The sequence below is a fragment of the Acinetobacter sp. ANC 4470 genome (assembly GCF_002135335.1).
In the GTDB taxonomy this organism is placed as follows: Bacteria; Pseudomonadota; Gammaproteobacteria; order Pseudomonadales; family Moraxellaceae; genus Acinetobacter.
Genome location: NZ_NEGC01000006.1, coordinates 47,091 through 64,877, shown reverse-complemented (window position 1 = coordinate 64,877; position 17,787 = coordinate 47,091). Strand labels below are relative to the sequence as shown.

Annotated in this window: 23 protein-coding genes; 14 read left to right on the top strand and 9 right to left on the bottom strand. The window is 38.3% G+C overall.

All coding sequences use genetic code 11. The annotated features are described in order from the left end of the window. The first annotated feature begins 88 nt into the window (after positions 1–88). Complete coding sequence (locus tag B9T25_RS10185; protein ID WP_086188314.1) at positions 89–871, top strand: Rossmann-like and DUF2520 domain-containing protein; 783 nt, start codon at positions 89–91, stop codon at positions 869–871. 54 nt (positions 872–925) lie between these two features. Continuing rightward, positions 926–1,600, top strand: coding sequence for a class I SAM-dependent methyltransferase (locus tag B9T25_RS10180; RefSeq protein WP_086188313.1), 675 nt, complete (start codon positions 926–928; stop codon positions 1,598–1,600). Between the two features lie 59 nt (positions 1,601–1,659). Here the strand turns inward: B9T25_RS10180 and trmB are convergent, their stop codons facing one another. Next, the gene (gene trmB / locus B9T25_RS10175) at positions 1,660–2,376 is read right to left on the bottom strand and encodes a tRNA (guanosine(46)-N7)-methyltransferase TrmB (RefSeq protein WP_086188312.1); all 717 of its coding nucleotides are present in this window, start codon (positions 2,374–2,376) and stop codon (positions 1,660–1,662) included. Positions 2,377–2,528: 152 nt separating this feature from the next. Then, a complete protein-coding gene (locus B9T25_RS10170; RefSeq protein WP_086188462.1) occupies positions 2,529–3,974 on the bottom strand; it encodes a SulP family inorganic anion transporter in 1,446 nt (481 codons plus the stop codon). A gap of 219 nt (positions 3,975–4,193) precedes the next feature. Here B9T25_RS10170 and B9T25_RS10165 point away from each other — a divergent pair, with 219 nt between their 5' ends. From B9T25_RS10165 to B9T25_RS10155, 3 genes are all read left to right on the top strand, one after another. Then, positions 4,194–4,805, top strand: coding sequence for a glutathione binding-like protein (locus B9T25_RS10165; RefSeq protein WP_086188311.1), 612 nt, complete (start codon positions 4,194–4,196; stop codon positions 4,803–4,805). A 256-nt stretch (positions 4,806–5,061) separates the two neighbouring features. Further along, positions 5,062–5,643: an NAD(P)H-dependent oxidoreductase gene (locus B9T25_RS10160; protein ID WP_086188310.1), complete on the top strand. Its 582-nt coding sequence runs from the start codon at positions 5,062–5,064 to the stop codon at positions 5,641–5,643. A gap of 15 nt (positions 5,644–5,658) precedes the next feature. Further along, positions 5,659–5,970, top strand: coding sequence for a putative quinol monooxygenase (locus B9T25_RS10155; RefSeq protein ID WP_086188309.1), 312 nt, complete (start codon positions 5,659–5,661; stop codon positions 5,968–5,970). Between the two features lie 39 nt (positions 5,971–6,009). On the opposite strand, the gene B9T25_RS10150 is transcribed toward B9T25_RS10155, so the two are convergent. The 6 genes from B9T25_RS10150 to B9T25_RS10125 form a co-directional block, all read right to left on the bottom strand. Continuing rightward, on the bottom strand, positions 6,010–6,735 hold the full coding sequence (locus tag B9T25_RS10150) for a hypothetical protein (protein WP_086188308.1): 726 nt from the start codon (positions 6,733–6,735) through the stop codon (positions 6,010–6,012). 155 nt (positions 6,736–6,890) lie between these two features. Continuing rightward, positions 6,891–7,676, bottom strand: coding sequence for a thiazole synthase (locus B9T25_RS10145; RefSeq protein WP_086188307.1), 786 nt, complete (start codon positions 7,674–7,676; stop codon positions 6,891–6,893). 12 nt (positions 7,677–7,688) lie between these two features. Further along, the gene (gene thiS / locus B9T25_RS10140) at positions 7,689–7,886 is read right to left on the bottom strand and encodes a sulfur carrier protein ThiS (protein WP_004648637.1); all 198 of its coding nucleotides are present in this window, start codon (positions 7,884–7,886) and stop codon (positions 7,689–7,691) included. A gap of 22 nt (positions 7,887–7,908) precedes the next feature. Further along, positions 7,909–8,274, bottom strand: coding sequence for a DUF423 domain-containing protein (locus tag B9T25_RS10135; RefSeq protein WP_086188306.1), 366 nt, complete (start codon positions 8,272–8,274; stop codon positions 7,909–7,911). 149 nt (positions 8,275–8,423) lie between these two features. Next, the gene (gene rpoH, locus B9T25_RS10130; RefSeq protein ID WP_086188305.1) at positions 8,424–9,293 is read right to left on the bottom strand and encodes an RNA polymerase sigma factor RpoH; all 870 of its coding nucleotides are present in this window, start codon (positions 9,291–9,293) and stop codon (positions 8,424–8,426) included. Between the two features lie 137 nt (positions 9,294–9,430). Next, positions 9,431–9,664, bottom strand: coding sequence for a sulfurtransferase TusA family protein (locus B9T25_RS10125; RefSeq protein ID WP_086188304.1), 234 nt, complete (start codon positions 9,662–9,664; stop codon positions 9,431–9,433). 382 nt (positions 9,665–10,046) lie between these two features. Between B9T25_RS10125 and B9T25_RS10120 the strand changes: the two genes are divergently transcribed. Beyond that, positions 10,047–10,259 (top strand): cold-shock protein, encoded by a 213-nt coding sequence (locus B9T25_RS10120; protein ID WP_004648643.1) that lies wholly within the window; start codon positions 10,047–10,049, stop codon positions 10,257–10,259. Between the two features lie 99 nt (positions 10,260–10,358). Then, positions 10,359–11,510 carry an ATP-dependent RNA helicase RhlB gene (gene rhlB / locus B9T25_RS10115; protein WP_086188303.1) on the top strand — a complete coding sequence of 384 codons (1,152 nt, stop codon included), beginning with the start codon at positions 10,359–10,361 and terminating at the stop codon, positions 11,508–11,510. 112 nt (positions 11,511–11,622) lie between these two features. On the opposite strand, the gene B9T25_RS10110 is transcribed toward rhlB, so the two are convergent. Further along, positions 11,623–12,003 carry a hypothetical protein gene (locus tag B9T25_RS10110; RefSeq protein WP_086188302.1) on the bottom strand — a complete coding sequence of 127 codons (381 nt, stop codon included), beginning with the start codon at positions 12,001–12,003 and terminating at the stop codon, positions 11,623–11,625. A 228-nt stretch (positions 12,004–12,231) separates the two neighbouring features. On the opposite strand from B9T25_RS10110, the gene B9T25_RS10105 reads away from it, so the two are divergent. The 7 genes from B9T25_RS10105 (at position 12,232) to B9T25_RS10075 (ending at position 17,780) form a co-directional block, all read left to right on the top strand. Beyond that, positions 12,232–12,807 carry a nitroreductase gene (locus tag B9T25_RS10105; protein ID WP_086188301.1) on the top strand — a complete coding sequence of 192 codons (576 nt, stop codon included), beginning with the start codon at positions 12,232–12,234 and terminating at the stop codon, positions 12,805–12,807. Positions 12,808–12,840: 33 nt separating this feature from the next. Beyond that, the gene (locus B9T25_RS10100) at positions 12,841–13,914 is read left to right on the top strand and encodes an NAD(P)H-dependent glycerol-3-phosphate dehydrogenase (protein WP_086188300.1); all 1,074 of its coding nucleotides are present in this window, start codon (positions 12,841–12,843) and stop codon (positions 13,912–13,914) included. Positions 13,915–13,993: 79 nt separating this feature from the next. Further along, on the top strand, positions 13,994–14,449 hold the full coding sequence (gene sixA / locus B9T25_RS10095) for a phosphohistidine phosphatase SixA (RefSeq protein ID WP_086188299.1): 456 nt from the start codon (positions 13,994–13,996) through the stop codon (positions 14,447–14,449). Positions 14,450–14,479: 30 nt separating this feature from the next. After that, positions 14,480–15,619, top strand: coding sequence for a type II secretion system protein GspL (gene gspL / locus B9T25_RS10090; protein WP_086188298.1), 1,140 nt, complete (start codon positions 14,480–14,482; stop codon positions 15,617–15,619). Then, positions 15,619–16,098 carry a type II secretion system protein GspM gene (gene gspM / locus B9T25_RS10085; RefSeq protein ID WP_086188297.1) on the top strand — a complete coding sequence of 160 codons (480 nt, stop codon included), beginning with the start codon at positions 15,619–15,621 and terminating at the stop codon, positions 16,096–16,098. Before gspL ends, gspM begins: the two co-directional genes overlap by 1 nt. Before the next feature lie 90 nt (positions 16,099–16,188). Continuing rightward, the gene (locus B9T25_RS10080; RefSeq protein ID WP_086188296.1) at positions 16,189–17,199 is read left to right on the top strand and encodes a quinone-dependent dihydroorotate dehydrogenase; all 1,011 of its coding nucleotides are present in this window, start codon (positions 16,189–16,191) and stop codon (positions 17,197–17,199) included. After that, on the top strand, positions 17,196–17,780 hold the full coding sequence (locus B9T25_RS10075; protein WP_086188295.1) for a CvpA family protein: 585 nt from the start codon (positions 17,196–17,198) through the stop codon (positions 17,778–17,780). Before B9T25_RS10080 ends, B9T25_RS10075 begins: the two co-directional genes overlap by 4 nt. Positions 17,781–17,787 lie beyond the last annotated feature (7 nt).

The following is a 17,787-nucleotide window of genomic DNA, read 5'->3' as shown; positions in this document are numbered from 1 at the left end:
CCGATACACATGCTATTAATTAAAAGGACGAATTGATTCGTTCTTTTTTTATTGGCATGCTGTGGTGAATAGTAAAGTGTGAAAGCATATGCGAATTAGTTTTATTGGTGCAGGGCGAGTTGCGCATCATCTTGCTCATGTATTAAACCAACATCATAGAATCGTTCAAATTTATAGTCGAACTTTAGCAACTGCACAAACTTTAGCAGCGCAAGTGAATGCAACTGCAACAATAAATATTGAAGAACTTAATCCAGAAATTGATTTAGTGATTATTGCGGTAAGTGATCAAGCGATTGCTTCGGTTATTGCAAATATTCATCAACAATTACCTAATATTCTGATTGTGCATACTTCAGGCAGTACAGATATTGAGGTCTTGGCATGTATCCATGTACGAGCAGGTGTATTTTATCCGTTGCAAACTTTTAGTTTGGATCGGGACATTCCATGGTTAGATACGCCTATTTTTGTAGAAGCAAAGTTTGAAGATGATTTGGCGTTATTAGAGGAACTAGCCAATCAGTTAAGTACACGTGTTTATTCATATACTTCAGCTCAACGTTTAAGCTTACATTTGGCTGCTGTATTTGCCTGTAATTTTACCAATTATTGTTACGACATGGCGAAACAAATTGTGGATGCGCAGCAAGTAGATTTTTCATTACTGTATCCGCTGATTTTAGAAACCGCCAATAAAGCCTTACATAATGATCCAAAATTAATGCAAACAGGGCCAGCCATGCGTGGCGATCAAAATATTCTAAAGATGCACGAACAGATGTTACATGATAGACAGCGTGATGATTTAAAAAGTATTTATACCTTAATGAGTCAGCAAATTTTACAATCACATCAATCAAAATCTTAATTTTAACTCAGAAGAATATATTGAAATAATTGATAGAAAAGGGATCACAAAGTAATGGCAAAGGATTTTAACAGTCAATATGTGGTCGATGGCTATGATGTACACATTCGTAAGCTCATCCCAGGCTACGAAGTGGTGCATCAACAGATTCAAGCATTGCTAAAAACCTATGTCAGTGAACATGCTCATGTGCTGATTGTGGGATGTGGCACAGGTTACGAACTGGGTTATTTACTGCAATTGTTTCCGAGTTGGACTTTTACTGCGACTGATTTATCAGCTACCATGTTGGATAAAGCCAAACAATATATTCAGCCGTTAGATGCACTGCATCGGGTTGAGTTTGCATTAGCGGATGTTGATCAGTTAAAAACAGATCCAATTTATGATGCAGCACTTTCCATTCTTGTTACACATTTTGTTCCCTATGCTCATAAACCCGATTTCTTAAAAGCAATTTATTCGCGTTTAAAGCAGCAGGGGGTATTTATTGGATTTGATTTGACTGAAATGAATACCGATAAAGAGCGTGAAACACTAAAAAATGTCTGTGAAGGAAATGGTTTGAATACAGTGCAATCGGCAGCAATGTTAAGTCGTTTAGCAGATGACTTTTATCCGCTATTGGAACAAGAAACATTTGCACAGCTTAGCTTGGCTGGTTTTGCTTCTGTACAGCGTTTTACCCAAATTTTATCTTATCAAGGTTTTATGGCATTGAAAATTTAAGACCTTAAATTAAAAATGGCTCATATCTGAATGAGCCATTTTTAATTTATATTTTAAATTTACTTTATTTTCTTAAATAGAAAATCATTAATTTTATGACCTTCCTCTAAACCACGACGTTCAAATTTGGTTTGTGGACGCCAGTCAGGGCGAGGGTAGCTATTGCCTTGACCTGCCATATTTTCAAGATTTGGACGATTGTCTAAAACGTCTAGCATCCATTCAGCATACGGTTCCCAATCTGTGGCAGAGTGGAATGTACCGCCCATTTCCAGTTTTTGTTCAACCAATGGCATACGATCATGAGAAACAAAACGACGTTTGAAATGACGTTTCTTTTGCCAAGGATCTGGAAAATAAAGCTGTACTGCATTAATGCTATTGTCTGGCATTTCACGAAGTACTTGAATCGCATCTGCATCCAGTAAACGTAAGTTGGTTAATTCTGCCACGCTTGCTTCGTATACACATTGCGCGATACCAGGGATATGAACTTCAATACCGACATAGTTACGTTCAGGATTAGCTTTTGCCATAAGTACCAAAGAACGTCCCATACCAAAGCCAATTTCAACAGTTAAAGGGCGTTCTGGGTGTTCAAAATGTTGACGTAAATCGCCAACAGGGTATTCCAAAATTAAGTGACCATATTGTTCAAGCGCAGTACGTTGAGAGGTATTCAGCGGAGATGAACGACGCATAAAAGTAACAATTTCACGATGTTCATTCAGGTTATCCAGCTCTACGACTTGCTGGTCTAATTGATCGTTCGACATAACTTTGGCAAATGTAAAAAATTGAATGCGGTATTTTAAGTCTTAAGGGGTGTAAGTCAAATTTTTTACTGGGTTCAATTCAATTTAATTGATAAATAAATAGTGAATAAATAAAAAAGCGCCTAATTAGGCGCTTTGAAGAACATTTAAAATTAATTAGAACTATAACGATCTACCAATGTGCTACTGGCTTCATTTAAGCCAATAATATTAACTTCAATATTGTGCTCTTTAAATTTTTGCACCACATTATTAAGCATATTGACTGAAGTAATATCCCAGATATGTGCATGGGTTAAATCAATTTCAACTTTAGAAATATTTTCTTTAAAGTCAAAAAACTGGAAAAATTTATCAGAACTGCTAAAGAAAATTTGCCCTGAAATGCTGTAGTGACGAGTATTGTTGATCAGCTCAGATTGAACTTTGACTTCACGCTCTAATTTGTTGATTAAAAATAGTGCTGAAAGTAACACACCAAGTAATACGCCAAGCGCAAGGTTATGTGTTGCTAAAACCACAATCACCACAGTAAGCATAACAAGATTACTTTGTTTGGGATGCTTACTAAAATTGCGCACTGAATTCCAGTTAAATGTGGTAAATGCCACCATAATCATAATAGCCACCAAAGCAGCCATTGGGATGTATGCCAACCAATCTTTAAGAAAAACCACCAGACAGAGTAAAAATACCCCAGCAGTTAAGGTGGATAACCGAGTACGTGCACCTGACGAGACATTAATAATCGATTGACCAATCATGGCACAACCTGCCATACCGCCCATAAAACCGCTGACAATATTGGCATAACCCTGACCACGACATTCTTGGTGACGATCACCTTCAGTTCCTGTAACTTCATTCACAATGGTCGTGGTCATCATGGTTTCCAGTAAACCAACCGTGGCTAAAGTCATAGAATAAGGGAAAATAATACTTAGCGTTTCAAAGTTCAGTGGAATGTCAGGAATCAGGAAAATAGGTAAGGTGTCTGGGAAGTGACCTAAATCACTGACTGTACGCATATCTGCACCTAAAAAAAGTGCAACGAGACTTAAAACAATAATACAAATCAGCGGTGAGGGAATTAATTTACCAATTTTGGGAATATAAGGAAATAAATAAACGACAGCTAAACCTAGCCCAACAAATAAATAGCCTAAGCTATCCATTTTATTTAGCTCAGGAAGTTGAGCTGCAAAAATCAAAATCGCGAGGGCATTCACAAAGCCATAAACTACGGATTGAGAAATAAAGCGCATCAACTTTGCGACTTTAAAGTAACCTGCAATGACCTGAATAATTCCTGTAAGCACTGTAGCTGCTAATAAATATTGCAGACCATGATCTTTCACAAGGGTGATCATCAGTAAAGCCATAGCACCAGTGGCAGCAGAAATCATGGCAGATCGTCCACCAAAAAATGCAATGGTGACAGCTATACAAAATGAGGCATACAAACCGACTTGTGGATCAACCCCAGCTATGGCTGAAAAAGCGATTGATTCAGGAATCAGCGCTAAGCCAACCACTAAGCCTGCTAAAACATCGGTACGGATATTGGAAAACCATTCTTCTTTTTTCAGGCTAATCACAATGTTAATTTTCATCAAACTTTAAAGTTGGGTATGTTAAAACATCTTTATAAAAAAAAGCACATTAGATTGACTTGAAAAAAGCTTGATTTTGGACAATATTCAAAAGGTAAATATTTTTTATTCATTTATGCTTTTTTGCAATTTACAGGTTCGATCACTTGAAAGTTTGTTATAAGAGATTTAAAACAGTTAATAGTTAAATAACAAGGATTAGATATGAAGCTTTATTATTCTCCGGGTGCATGCTCTTTGGCTGCTCATATTATTTTAAATGAAATTAATGTCGATTTTGATTTAGAGCGGGTAGATTTAAAAACACATAAAACAGAAAAAGGTGCTGATTATTACGCCATTAACGCTAAGGGCTATGTTCCTGCTTTAGAAATTAATCCAGGCTTAATTCTAACTGAAAATGTGGCAATTTTACCTTTCCTAGCTCAGCATGATCCAAAGCAAGATTTAATTCCGCCATCTGGTTTAGGGCGTGCCAAAGTACTTGAATGGCTTGGTTATTTAAATTCTGAATTACACGATGCTTACGCCGTATTCTTTGGAGCGCCGTTATCTACTGAAGCGAAAGAAAAAGCATATGCGGAAATTGATCGTTTATTAACGTATATTGATAAAACAATGGGTGAATCTGATAACGATTATTTGGTGGATGATAATTTTGGCCCAGCAGATGCCTATTTATTTGTACTGACAAATTGGTCAAATGGCATCAAACACGATTTAACGCCTTATACAAATATTATTGCATTACGTAATAAAGTGGCTCAACGCCAATCAGTACAAATTGCAATGCGTGATGAAGGTTTGATTGCTTGAGTGAACTAGATTCCATTTAAAAGTGCCTGCGGGTGCTTTTTTTATGTCTATTGAATTGGATTGTGATGTGTACTGTATCTTGCAAAACTATTTCCGCTTATTGAGGTGGAATTTTAGATTAACCAAGAATAATTTTAAAAATAAATTTTCCTTATTATTGATTTTTTATCAATAATATTTTGCAATTTGATGAATTTTTATCAATAAAAATCTCAAGTATATTGGCTGCTGAAAATGAATCCTTCAAGGTTAAGTAATGAGTAATATCCTGATTATCAATGGCGCTAAACAATTTGCACATTCTAATGGAGAGTTAAATGACACTTTGACGGAGTTAGCAAATAAGGTACTTTGCGAACTTGGTCATACCGTTCAAATTTCACGTGCAGATAGTGACTATGAGATTCAGGCAGAAATACAAAAATATGTATGGGCAGATGTGGTGATTTATCAAATGCCTGGTTGGTGGATGGGCGCACCTTGGACGGTGAAAAAATATATCGATGATATCTTTACAGAAGGGCATGGAACTTTATATGCAAGTGATGGCAGATCACGTACAGATGCATCAAAAAAATATGGTTCTGGTGGTCTCATTCACGATAAAAAATATATGTTATCTCTCACATGGAACGCACCTATGGAAGCATTTAATGAAGAAGATCAATTTTTTCATGGCGTTGGCGTAGATGGAGTTTATTTACCCTTTCATAAGGCAAATCAGTTTCTGGGTATGCGGAGCTTAGAAACTTTTATTGTCAATGATGTGATTAAAGCACCTGAAGTTGAAGCCTATATGGCGCAGTACCGTGAACATTTAACGCAAGTTTTTGCTTAATTGGGAGACGTGACCATGTTAACTGTGATTGCTGAAATTATTTGTCATACTGAACAAGATTTCAAAACGGTACTTGATTCATTTCACAACATCCGTGAACAGGTATTACAAGAGCCGGGTTGCCATCTCTATGATGTGCATATTGATCACTCTGCAATTGATAGTGCATTGCAGACCAAAGTGCCATTTTCAATCATGATGTATGAGAAGTGGGAGAGCATGCCGCACTTAGAGACGCATATGCACAGTGTCAATATGCAACAACATGCCAAAGCAACCGAAGGTGCAGTTGCTAGTGTTCAAATTCGTATTTTAGAAGCACTCTAAGTTTCATATGTCGGTTTGAAGTGGTCTTAAATGACTCATTTATTCAAACTCATGTGGCTCATTAAATTGAACCTGTTCGAGTTTCAATGCATAGCGATGTTTTAATGTCGACCATTGAGCTTTGACAGGTTGAGTGCTTTCAGCAAACTCATTTTCACCTGTTGTGGTTTTCACTTTGTCTGTCATAAAGTTAAGACTTCGCGCCGTGATGTCGCCTGATGCACGATGGAAATTATTCATATCATAGCCAATCAGCTTAAATGCGTGCTCTTGGTATCGAAAGGCATAAATATGATTGGTCACATACAACGAACCGCAGCTTAGCCAATAGTGCAGATGAATTTTGAGCACACCTTTTTGTATGCTCAAAACTTCAGATTCACCGAGCGGGTCAGCAAGACAAGGGGATTCTGCATCACCTTCAGTCGGCAGTGAATGATTACTCGCAATGAGCTGATAGCCACTTGGCTGTTTAAATAAAACCAAAAGTTTCCGTTCGTTTACATTCAGTACATCACTGCCTAAGCCTGCATTTGCAACGAAATTGTCTGGATTGGTGTCTTCAATAATCAGAGCAATATCCGCTTGATCATCTTGGTTTAAATCGCCTCGTACTTTTTCCAAAATTTTCCAGTTTTTTGGAATAAAGGACTGATAACTTACTTTGAGGGTAGTTTCTGTCTCTGCTTTTGCCCAAGCATTGCTTGTTAGTGTTATGAAAAATAGGGTGTTGAGTATGAGTAAAGGTTTGATGCGTTTTAGCATGGGGTTAAATTCCTCTTATTTTTATATGGTTATAGATGGTAAAATGTAAAGATTGCTGAGTTTATTTAAATGTGTTGATCGAGCGAATCCAAATATTGAAATTAATAAAAAGGACTCCGAAGAATCCTTTTTATTGCTTAGAACAGATCAGGTCATTATTTAAAGAAATAGCCTGTTTCTGGCGAACTGGCATTTGCCATACGTTTACGAGGCATACGACCTGCTAGATAAGCTTCACGACCTGCTTCAACTGCTTTTTTCATCGCAGATGCCATTAAAATTGGATTTTGTGCTGCGGCAATAGCAGTGTTCATCAGTACGCCGTCACAACCCAGTTCCATCGCAATCGCTGCATCACTGGCTGTACCTACACCTGCATCAACCAGTACAGGGACTTTGGCATTTTCTTTGATGATTGAAATGGTGTGTGGATTTAAAATGCCTAACCCAGAACCAATTAAGCTCCCTAAAGGCATAATGGCTACACAACCCATACTTTCAAGTTCTTGTGCCACAATCGGGTCGTCAGAGGTATAGACCATAATCTCGAAACCATCATCAATCAACGTACGCGCTGCTTTTAAGGTTTCTGTGATATTCGGGTATAAGGTTTTTTCATCACCTAATACCTCAAGTTTAACCAGATTATGACCATCTAATAACTCACGTGCGAGCATGCAGGTACGCACGGCACTATTAGCATCAAAACAACCTGCTGTATTCGGCAGAATGGTATATTTTTCAGGAGGGACAACAGAAAGTAAATTCGGTTGATCAGGATGCTGTCCAATGTTCACTCGGCGAATTGCAACAGTGACAATCTCTGCGCCACTGGCTTGAATCGCTAGACCAGTTTCAGTCAAATCTTTATATTTTCCTGTACCGACCAATAAGCGCGAATTAAATGTACGCGAACCAATTATAAGTGGGGTATCTTCCATGGGAGCTCCGAATTAGCCGCCACCGACGGCATGAATAATTTCGATATGATCTTCAGCACAAATCAGCGTTTGTGCCAATTTACTTTTAGAGATGATCATTTCATTCTGTTCTACAGCAAAGCGTTTGCCTTCCAATGCTAATTCTTGAACCAATTCTAATAAATTGGTACATGACGTATTTTTTGATTCGCCATTTAAATAAATATGCATACTGATTTCCCTATTTTTTACTCTATTTTGCGTATTTAAATGCATTCCAAGCAAGTAAAAGCCAACCTGCAATCATGAATGCACCACCAATTGGTGTAATGGCACCTAAAATACGAGGTAAGCCTAACGCCATGACATATAAAGAACCACAGAAAAATATAATACCAATCTGAATGAGGAAGAAGCTGGCTTTAATAGGAAGCTGAGGAGTAACTTTGGTTAAAATGGCAAGTGCCAAAAGCCCAAGCGCATGATAGAAAAAATAATCCGTTGCTGTGTGCCACCATGCAAGCTGAGCTTCATTAGCGTGTGCTTTTAGGCCATGAGCACCAAATGCGCCAAGCATGACAGCAAGTGCTAAGTTAAGGGCTGAAATTGCAATCCACATAAGCAATTGTCATATGAGTAAATTTGCGCCTAATCTTAACATATTTTCGGCTTTACACGAAAGGCGAAAAGCAACAATGCTCATCGCTCAATATAAAAAAAGGGCACGCAGCCCTTTCTTTAATAATGGAATAAAATCAGCCCAAACGCTTAATTAGAAGACATTGCGACTTTAATTTTTTCCATTGCATTTTTTTCTAACTGACGAATGCGTTCAGCAGAGACATTATATTCAGCGGCCAATTCATGTAAGGTCGATTTTTCATCATCTAACCAACGACGCTGTAAAATATTGCGCGAACGATCATCAAGTTGATCCATTGCACTATGAAGGGCAGAGCTACTTTGTTCTTCGTAATCTTCCTCTTCGGCAAGACGCGCAGGATCGTAGCGGTTATCTTCTAAATACAATGCTGGCGCAACATGTGTTGAACCTTCATCGTCATCATCACCTTGTGCTTCAAATGCAGCATCATAGGCAGTGAGCCGACCTTCCATTTCCAAGACTTGTTCTGGTGTTACATTCAGCTCATTGGCAATAGATTTTGCTTCTTCAAGGGTAAGCTTTTTGGTTGATTTTTTTAAGCTGCGCAAATTGAAGAAAAGTTTGCGCTGAGCTTTGGTCGTTGCAATTTTAACAATACGCCAGTTACGAATCACATATTCATGAATTTCAGCTTTAATCCAATGCACGGCAAAAGAGACTAAACGGACACCCATATTAGGGTCAAAGCGTTTAACTGCTTTCATTAAGCCTAGGTTACCTTCTTGAATTAAGTCGCCCTGAGGCAAGCCATAGCCTGCATAACTACGCGCAATATGAACGACAAAACGTAAGTGAGACATCACCAGCATTTTTGCCGCGTCTAAATCTTGCTCGTAATAATATCGTTCAGCTAACGCTTTTTCTTGTTCAGCCGTTAAAATAGGAATCTGATTGACAGTACTGATATAAGCACCGAGATTTACCCCTGGCGCCGATAATGACAGGGGCATCAATTGATTGCTGCTGTCACTCATGTGTTCTCCTTTAGAGCTGGATGACATAACCATTTAAATTTTATTTTAATCCAATATTTACTTGAATTAATGAAAATTGGGTAGAAAAATGTAATTTTTTATACAAATTTGAAAAGCTATAGTTTAATTGAAAATAATTAAGATTCAATTAAGTAGTGGTACTCAGAATCAGAAATTTTTGTCATGCCGCATTTAAGTTGATGCATCTGACAGTAGCGTATGACATCTTGTTGACTATGTGGATCTGAAGATTTTAGCAAAAATAGATGATCTGATTGATGCTTAAGTGCCCGTTTAAGCATCAATAATGGCATGGGGCAGGGTTTCCCCATTGCATCTATAATCATCGCTGGATTCGCTAGATCATTCATCTTATTTATATCCGGTAAAACATTTCTGAAATGTTAGCAAATTTACCTGCAAACAAAAATAAAATTATTGAATCACAACATAAAGATACTTTTATAAAAGCAGGAAATAATGAGTAAAAAAATAGCTAAATTAATAACGCAGATTAATCAAAAAAACAGTATGAATTGTTAGAAACCCGTGTTAAGCTCTTTGCGTATTCAAAATAATGACAACACTTAAATTTGTCTTAAAATTGAACACAGTAATGGATGTAACCGGGATTTTGTTAATAGTAATACAGAATGATTACAAGCTTAGAAATAATAATTATTTTTAAACCTTGTTTACTCTGCTGTTTGCAACACCGGGTGGTCCTTCTATAAATACAATGAGGATTAACTTATGACAGCTCGTGAACAAGGCGTAGTTAAATGGTTCAACGACACTAAAGGCTTCGGCTTTATTCAACGTAACGGCGGCGACGACGTATTCGTTCATTTCCGCGCTATCCAAGGTGATGGTCACCGTTCACTTCGTGACGGTCAACGCGTTGAATTCAGCGTAGTTAAAGGTCAAAAAGGCTTCCAAGCTGAAGAAGTACAACCTTTAGACTAATCGCCTGATTATTCATGAGAACGCCCCAATGTAATTTGGGGCGTTTTTGTTTATAATAGGCTTCTATTTTTCCTGATTATTAAGTTAGAGCACATTTTTATGTCATCTGGTTTTGAAACCTTAAATTTACATCCAAAACTTAAACAAGCTATTGATGCTTTAGGTTTTAAAGAAATGACGCCCATTCAGGAAAAGGTTTTAAAATTCACTTTGGCTGGACATGATGCGATTGGTCGTGCGCAGACGGGTACAGGTAAAACAGCTGCTTTTCTCGTCAGTGTAATTAATGATTTACTTAATAATCCGATTAAAGAACAGCGTTTTCGCGGTGAGGCACGTGCACTCATTCTTGCACCAACGCGTGAGTTGGCTTTGCAAATTGAAAGTGATGCTAAAGATTTAACCAAATTTACAGATTTACATTTAGTCACTTTGTTGGGTGGTGTAGATTTTGATAAGCAAAAAGCACAACTTAATAAGCAATTTGTCGATATTATTGTGGCAACACCAGGCCGTTTAATTGATTTCGTTGAGCAAAAAGAAGTTTGGTTGGACCAAATTGAATTTTTAGTCATTGATGAAGCAGACCGTTTATTGGATATGGGTTTCATCCCGTCGGTAAAACGAATTGTTCGTTATTCACCACGTAAAGAACAGCGTCAAACGCTGATGTTTTCGGCAACCTTTAGTTATGATGTTTTAAATTTGGCACAACAATGGTTATGTGAACCAGTGACTGTGGAAATTGAGCCAGAAAAGAAAACTAATGCGGATGTTGAACAGCGCGTTTATATGGTTGCAAAAACAGACAAGTACAAATTATTGCAAGAAATTTTGCGCGATGAGCCGATTGAAAAAGTGATGATTTTCGCTAATCGTCGTGATCAAGTGCGTAAACTTTATGATCATTTGAAAAGAGATGGTTATAAGGTAGTAATGTTGTCTGGCGAAATTGCCCAAGACAAACGTTTGAAAATGTTAGATCAATTTAAAAATGGTCAGCATAATATTATGATTGCAACAGATGTTGCGGGTCGTGGTATTCATGTAGACGGCGTTTCACATGTAATTAACTTTACTTTGCCAGAACAGTCTGATGATTATGTACACCGTATCGGTCGTACAGGTCGTGCGGGTTCAAGTGGTGTGAGTATTAGTTTCTTATCTGAAGATGATGCGTTCTATCTTCCAGAAATTGAGAAAGCCATTGGTCAAAAATTACCTTTAACACGTTTAGATGGTTATTGTTAATTTAAAAACCAAATCACATAAACTGTAAAAAAACCGCTTATTTAGAGCGGTTTTTTTGAAATAAGTTAAATATCATAAATTTATTGCTGTGATTAAATGATCACCAAATTATTTAGTTTGCTCGACAGTTAAAGGTGAGCGTAGTTTGATAATCCTCATCTCGAGCAAGATTGCCATTTTTCCCCGCTAAAGTACCAATCACGCTTGCTGCTGCTTGAATCATTTGTCCTGTTTGTTCATCGACAATACCTTTTAACGCACCGTTATATTCAGTTTTTTCATCAATAATGACAGTTGTAGCTTTTTTACCACAGGTCTTATTTGCGGCAGCAATCGCATTGTTTTTGGCAATTAAATTACTTTTCCCTACACCGGTGACTTCATATTGATTATTTTCTTTTTGAATTGCTAATGATGTGGTTGGGTTTGATGCGCAGGCTGTTAATACAAGAGTGGTGGTAACTGTAGAGCATAGCGCGAAAAGTTTATTCATCTTTTTCCCCTTTATTTGTTTTCAAAAGAATAACAGCTATTTGAGCATAACTTTTTAGATGGTTTTTGAAAGACTTGTATGAAATATGCAGTTTTATATGGTCACTCTGTGACTGATTGATCGGCAAGATTGGAATTGAGTGCAGCACATTGACGCATCACTCTAGAGAATCTGAATCAGAGTATGCTAATCTTATTGAAATATTTTAGTACATAGATATAGAAACCAATGACGGATTCAGTGGTAGATACGGTTCATCATAATATTCATCAACGTCAGTCGATTGGTCATTTGGTCGAACCTGCACCGAATGCAGAGCAGTTAGAGCAAGCTTTTCAAGCGGCATTCACAGCGCCAGATCATCATCGTCTAAAGCCGACTCGTTTCATAGTTATCTCTAGTGATCAGCGAGGCGCTTTTGGTGAGTTGTTATCTAAAGCTTTGGCAGATTTGGGTGAGGCCGATCAGACGCAGTTAGAGCGTGTTAAAAATCATCCATTTCGTGCACCACTTTTGGTTTTGGCGTTGACTCAGTTTCAGCCGCATCCAAAAGTTCCTGATTTTGAACAAACCTTAAGTACGGGTGCGGCGGTACAAAACTTTTTATTGTCGCTGCAAGTTCAAGGTTTTTCAACAATTTGGCGTAGTGGTGCTGTGGTTGAGTCGGATTTATTTAAGCAATTTTTAGGTCTTGCTAAAGATGATTTAATTTCTGGCATTATTTATATTGGAACAGCAGTCAAAGCTATTCCAGCACGTGCAGAAATAGATACACAAGATTATGTTAGTTATTGGAATAAATAACTTTATTGAATAATGAGTTGAGATATAAAAATAATGTCAGAGTTAAAATTTTCAGATCTTGTTGAGCCTGTTTCAGTCGATCAAAAAACTGCGTTACGTGTAACGGTTTTGGGTGGTGGTAGTTTCGGTACTGCAATGGCCAATACTGCAGCTCGAAATGGTTGCGACACCATGATCTGGATTCGGGATGAAGCGGCAGCGGCAGAAATTAACCAAACTCATGTGAATACACGCTATTTAGCCGATTTTACGTTAGAGTCTAGTTTGAAAGCGGTGACAGATTTAGAAACGGCAATTTGTAATCGCGATATTATTTTAGTGGCGATTCCAAGTCATTCTTTTCGTAATGTACTTAAACAAATTAAACCATTCATTACTTCTCAGGCCGTTATATCTTTAACCAAAGGGATTGAGGCTAAAACTTTCAGCTTTATGAGTGACATCATTCGTGAAGAATTACCTGAAGTGCCGTATGGTGTGCTTTCGGGACCAAATTTAGCCAAAGAAATTATGGCGGGACAGCCAGCAGGAACTGTGATTGCAAGTCAGTCGGAACTGGTTCGTTATGCAGTGCAACAAGCTTTACACAGTGCATTATTCCGTGTGTTTGCAAGTGATGATGTGCATGGTGTGGAACTTGGCGGTGCTTTAAAGAATATCTATGCTGTTGCAATGGGCATGGCAGCTGCTTATAAAGTCGGTGAAAACACTAAAAGTATGATTTTAACTCGAGCACTGGCTGAAATGAGTCGTTTTGCGGTTAAATTGGGTGCCAATCCGCTGACATTCCTAGGTTTATCAGGTGTCGGTGACTTATTTGCGACCTGTAGCAGTCCTTTAAGTCGTAACTATCAAGTAGGTTTTGCGCTGGGTTCGGGTAAAACATTGGAACAAGCAACCACTGAATTGGGTCAAACGGCAGAGGGCATTAATACCATTGTGCAGGTGCGAAGCCGTTCGGAAGAATTAGATGTTTACATGCCCATTACCAGTGCTTTGTATAATGTGATTTTTGAAGGTGCGCCACCTTTAACTATTGCGCTGTCATTAATGAAAAATGGGCATCGTAGCGATGTAGAATTTGTTTTACCGCATAATGAAGTGTAATTTTCAATATAATTGAATAAATTCGCGCTGTCATAAAGCTTAGGTATAATCGCTGCATATTGAAAATAAGGAAATTTTAATGCAACTCACTTTAGTCCGTCATGGTGAAGCCTCTCCAGCGGTCAATGGGAATGATGATAAACGTCCATTAACTGAGCGAGGGCGCAGACAAGCACAGCAAGTTGCAGAGTATTTAAAGGATGTGGTTCAGCCCGATGTATTTGTGGTCAGTCCTTTATTGCGTGCACAAGAAACCTTGGCACATCTGCAACAGTATTTTAATCATGTGCCTGTAATGCTGTGCGATAAAATTAAGCCTGAAGATGATGCAAAATTGGCGGTTGAATGGTTGTCTCAATTGCCTTATGAGTCTATTGTTGTGGTTTGTCATATGAATGTGGTGGCGCATATTTCATCATTATTGACCGCGGAGCCTTTTCATCCCTATGCTTTGGCTGAAGCGCGTATTTATGAGCAAGCAGTCATTGCAACGGGGTTATCTACACAGTTAAAAAGTTTTATTCCAAACACGTAAAATATTAATTAAAACGGCAGAAAAATATTAATGTTGTATTTATGGATGCCTGAAGCCAATGGGGTTTGGCAATGGTCAACTGGAGAGCGCTGGTATCAAGCCTCTAGTCTTGAGCATTTAATTCAAGAGACTCAAGCCTATCATGGCGAAGAAGCGGTCGCGTTTTTTCCAAGCCGTGATGTGCAAATGTTGCAACAAACTTTTGCCAAGCCACAATATAAAAAAATAGGTGTGGATGGGGTTAAGTATTTACTTGAAGAATTTGTGGTTTTGTCGATTGATTCAATGAAAGTATTGCATCATTTTCAAAATCCAGATCAGCTTATTATTTTGGGTGTTGCAAATACGACGGTTGAGACGCTACAACATGCTTTGACCTTAATTCCGGTTAAGGTTACTTCCTTATTGCCAGACTTTTTGATTTTGCCGATCCCTGACGTAGGACAAACAGTCATTGCCAATGTATCAGGGCGTTTGCTGGCACGTGAAAATGAATTTATGGGAAATTCAATTGATGATTTGGCTTTATTTTTAGATTATCAGGCTCAAGGGCAGCATTATAAGATTAGTAATTTTACAGCTGAGCAAATGCAGAGCCTTGAAGCTGTGGTTACCTCTGATCAGATTGAAGCTTTTCATTATGAAGTGCCGATATTAAAAAAAACCAAGAGTCATCCCTTTAATATTCTGCCTAAAGCAAAAAATGCGGTAGGTATATCGGGCTATTGGAAGGCATGTGCGGCTGTATTGATTGCTGCACTGGTGGTTCAGTTTGGCTATGATGCGACACGTTGGTATAAGTATAAAAAAGTTGCAGATCAGACTGCGCTGCAAGCCATTGATCAATATAAAAACTGGTTTGGGCAAAGTAGCCGTGTGACTGAGCAAAACTTAAAAAGTCAGTTTGAAAGTCATGTGCGCTTAAACAAAGGTGCAAATACGCAATCCTTACAGTTATTAAGCCGTGTTGGTCCAGTCCTCATGCAAAATCAAATTGTTGCTAATCGTGTCAACTATGAGACCTCTATTTTAAATATGGAATTGAAAGCCAATTCTACTGCCACATTGCAAGGTTTGACTCAACAGCTCAACCAACAAGGCTTTAAGGTTGAATTAGGGAATATTCAGCCGAATGGCACAGGTGTCATTGGATTGGTGAAAATACAATAATGAAAACAGCAGAAAAAATACATAACTCCATTGAACAATCAATGGAAAAAATCAACGATTATCTCGAACGCCTGTCTGTGCGTGAACGCTATATGGTGGTTTTTACCACCATTGTGGTGGTAATTGCAGCGGTGGGTTCTGCACTTTGGTATATGCATGCAGCCGCAGAAAAACAGCAAAACCGTGTCGATGATTTAAAAGACATGATGGTTTGGATGCAAAGTAATGCAGTGACCATGAAGCCTGCCGATGATTTTCAATTAAGCGCATCAGATAAGGTTCAGCGTGTTGCTCAGCAGCAAGGGCTATCGGTTGCATCACAACAGGCAGGTGAGCAAATTCAGATTGTAGCCACACATGCAAATTACGCAATCTTAGCCAATTTTTTAACACAATTGGCACAAATGGGACTAAGTCTTGAAAAACTAGAGTTAATTTCAGAGGCGGGGCAGATTAAATTAACAGCGACAGTGCAATAATGGGTGAAAATAAAGACTCGTTAAGCATGGTGTTTTCTATAGGCTATGCCTATAATATGGCGACTTAAAAAGCAGTAGACTTTTACAGATATGTTATATTCTCTTGCTCGCCCTTTGTTGTTTTCTTTAGCACCAGAGCGTGCACATGAGCTAACACTATCGTTATTGAAATCAGCTCATCGTATGGGCATGATGCGTCAAAGCATAGCCTCTAAACCAGTTACTTGTATGGGAATTCAATTTCCGAATCCAGTTGGTTTGGCGGCAGGTTTAGACAAAAATGGCGCTTATATTGATGCCTTAGCTGGACTAGGCTTTGGTTTTATTGAAATTGGAACCATTACACCACGTCCACAAGCGGGTAATCCGCATCCTCGTTTATTCCGTTTAGTTGAAGCCAAAGCTATTATTAACCGTATGGGGTTTAATAATGATGGGGTGGATAAACTGGTTGAAAATGTCAAAGCTGCGAAATTCAAAGGAATTTTGGGAATTAATATTGGTAAAAATGCCGATACCCCAGTTGAAAATGCAGTCGATGATTATCTTATTTGTCTTGAAAAAGTTTATAACTACGCCTCTTATATAACAGTGAATATTTCATCACCAAATACCAAAAATTTGCGTAGCTTGCAAAGTGGTGATGCACTGACAGAATTGTTAGAGACGCTAAGAAAGCGTCAGCTTGAATTGGCAGAAGAGCATCAACATTACGTACCACTTGTTCTTAAGGTTGCCCCAGATTTAACCTCTGAAGATATCGAATTTATTGCAAAGCAACTGCTGCAATTTAAAATTGATGGTTTGATTGTGACCAATACGACTTTGTCACGTGAAGGCGTGGAAAATCTTAAATATGCGGACGAGGCAGGTGGCTTATCTGGCGCGCCAGTGTTTGAGAAAAGTACTGCATGTTTGGCAGCATTTGCAAAAGCTTTAGATGGTCAAATTCCATTGATTGGTGTTGGTGGTATTTTGTCGGGCGAACAAGCTTTGGCTAAACAAAATGCAGGTGCAAACCTTGTACAAATTTATAGTGGTCTCATATATACAGGTCCAGCATTGATTAAAGATTGTGTTGATGCTCTAAAACCATCATGAATGCACTGGATATCTTTGTACTCATTATTTTGCTCATTGGAGGGCTAAACGGTTTGCGACAAGGATTGGTTACAGCCTTTGCGAACTTGGTAGGATGGATTTTTGCACTTATTATTGGTGCAAAATATGCAGTCATCCTAGCACCTTCGATGGTCTCATTGAGTCAAGATCCAGTGGTACAAAAAATAGCAGCATTTGCATTTATTGTATTGGTGATTGTGGTTTTAACTTGGATTATGACTGCATTACTGAACAAAATATTAAAGAGCCTGAAACTAGGACCATTAAACCGTTTGGCTGGTGGTGCTTTTGGTTCTTTAAAAGGTTTATTGGTTGTACTGATTACTATGCAGGGGATTGGTCCTTGGGTGGAAAGTTCTCCACATTGGAAACAATCTAAACTTGTACAACTCCTTATGCCTTATGCACCATGGGCAACCAAAATTTCAAAAGAAGCGGCACATGACGCGCTTGATCATATCCAGTCTGAAGATGCAGTAAAATCTTCAGGCTTATCATCTGATAAAACGCAGAAGCATGCAGCGCGTACAGATGAATCAACAAATAATCCTTTTTATTAATCCTAGC

Bases quoted from the DNA above. Each gene is read 5' to 3' on its own strand.
- B9T25_RS10185 (WP_086188314.1), top strand. From the start codon at position 89: ATGCGAATTAGTTTTATTGGTGCAGGGCGAGTTGCGCATCATCTTGCT.
- B9T25_RS10180 (WP_086188313.1), top strand. From the start codon at position 926: ATGGCAAAGGATTTTAACAGTCAATATGTGGTCGATGGCTATGATGTA.
- trmB (WP_086188312.1), bottom strand. From the start codon at position 2,376: ATGTCGAACGATCAATTAGACCAGCAAGTCGTAGAGCTGGATAACCTG.
- B9T25_RS10165 (WP_086188311.1), top strand. From the start codon at position 4,194: ATGAAGCTTTATTATTCTCCGGGTGCATGCTCTTTGGCTGCTCATATT.
- B9T25_RS10160 (WP_086188310.1), top strand. From the start codon at position 5,062: ATGAGTAATATCCTGATTATCAATGGCGCTAAACAATTTGCACATTCT.
- B9T25_RS10155 (WP_086188309.1), top strand. From the start codon at position 5,659: ATGTTAACTGTGATTGCTGAAATTATTTGTCATACTGAACAAGATTTC.
- B9T25_RS10150 (WP_086188308.1), bottom strand. From the start codon at position 6,735: ATGCTAAAACGCATCAAACCTTTACTCATACTCAACACCCTATTTTTC.
- B9T25_RS10145 (WP_086188307.1), bottom strand. From the start codon at position 7,676: ATGGAAGATACCCCACTTATAATTGGTTCGCGTACATTTAATTCGCGC.
- thiS (WP_004648637.1), bottom strand. From the start codon at position 7,886: ATGCATATTTATTTAAATGGCGAATCAAAAAATACGTCATGTACCAAT.
- B9T25_RS10135 (WP_086188306.1), bottom strand. From the start codon at position 8,274: ATGTGGATTGCAATTTCAGCCCTTAACTTAGCACTTGCTGTCATGCTT.
- rpoH (WP_086188305.1), bottom strand. From the start codon at position 9,293: ATGAGTGACAGCAGCAATCAATTGATGCCCCTGTCATTATCGGCGCCA.
- B9T25_RS10125 (WP_086188304.1), bottom strand. From the start codon at position 9,664: ATGAATGATCTAGCGAATCCAGCGATGATTATAGATGCAATGGGGAAA.
- B9T25_RS10120 (WP_004648643.1), top strand. From the start codon at position 10,047: ATGACAGCTCGTGAACAAGGCGTAGTTAAATGGTTCAACGACACTAAA.
- rhlB (WP_086188303.1), top strand. From the start codon at position 10,359: ATGTCATCTGGTTTTGAAACCTTAAATTTACATCCAAAACTTAAACAA.
- B9T25_RS10110 (WP_086188302.1), bottom strand. From the start codon at position 12,003: ATGAATAAACTTTTCGCGCTATGCTCTACAGTTACCACCACTCTTGTA.
- B9T25_RS10105 (WP_086188301.1), top strand. From the start codon at position 12,232: ATGACGGATTCAGTGGTAGATACGGTTCATCATAATATTCATCAACGT.
- B9T25_RS10100 (WP_086188300.1), top strand. From the start codon at position 12,841: ATGTCAGAGTTAAAATTTTCAGATCTTGTTGAGCCTGTTTCAGTCGAT.
- sixA (WP_086188299.1), top strand. From the start codon at position 13,994: ATGCAACTCACTTTAGTCCGTCATGGTGAAGCCTCTCCAGCGGTCAAT.
- gspL (WP_086188298.1), top strand. From the start codon at position 14,480: ATGTTGTATTTATGGATGCCTGAAGCCAATGGGGTTTGGCAATGGTCA.
- gspM (WP_086188297.1), top strand. From the start codon at position 15,619: ATGAAAACAGCAGAAAAAATACATAACTCCATTGAACAATCAATGGAA.
- B9T25_RS10080 (WP_086188296.1), top strand. From the start codon at position 16,189: ATGTTATATTCTCTTGCTCGCCCTTTGTTGTTTTCTTTAGCACCAGAG.
- B9T25_RS10075 (WP_086188295.1), top strand. From the start codon at position 17,196: ATGAATGCACTGGATATCTTTGTACTCATTATTTTGCTCATTGGAGGG.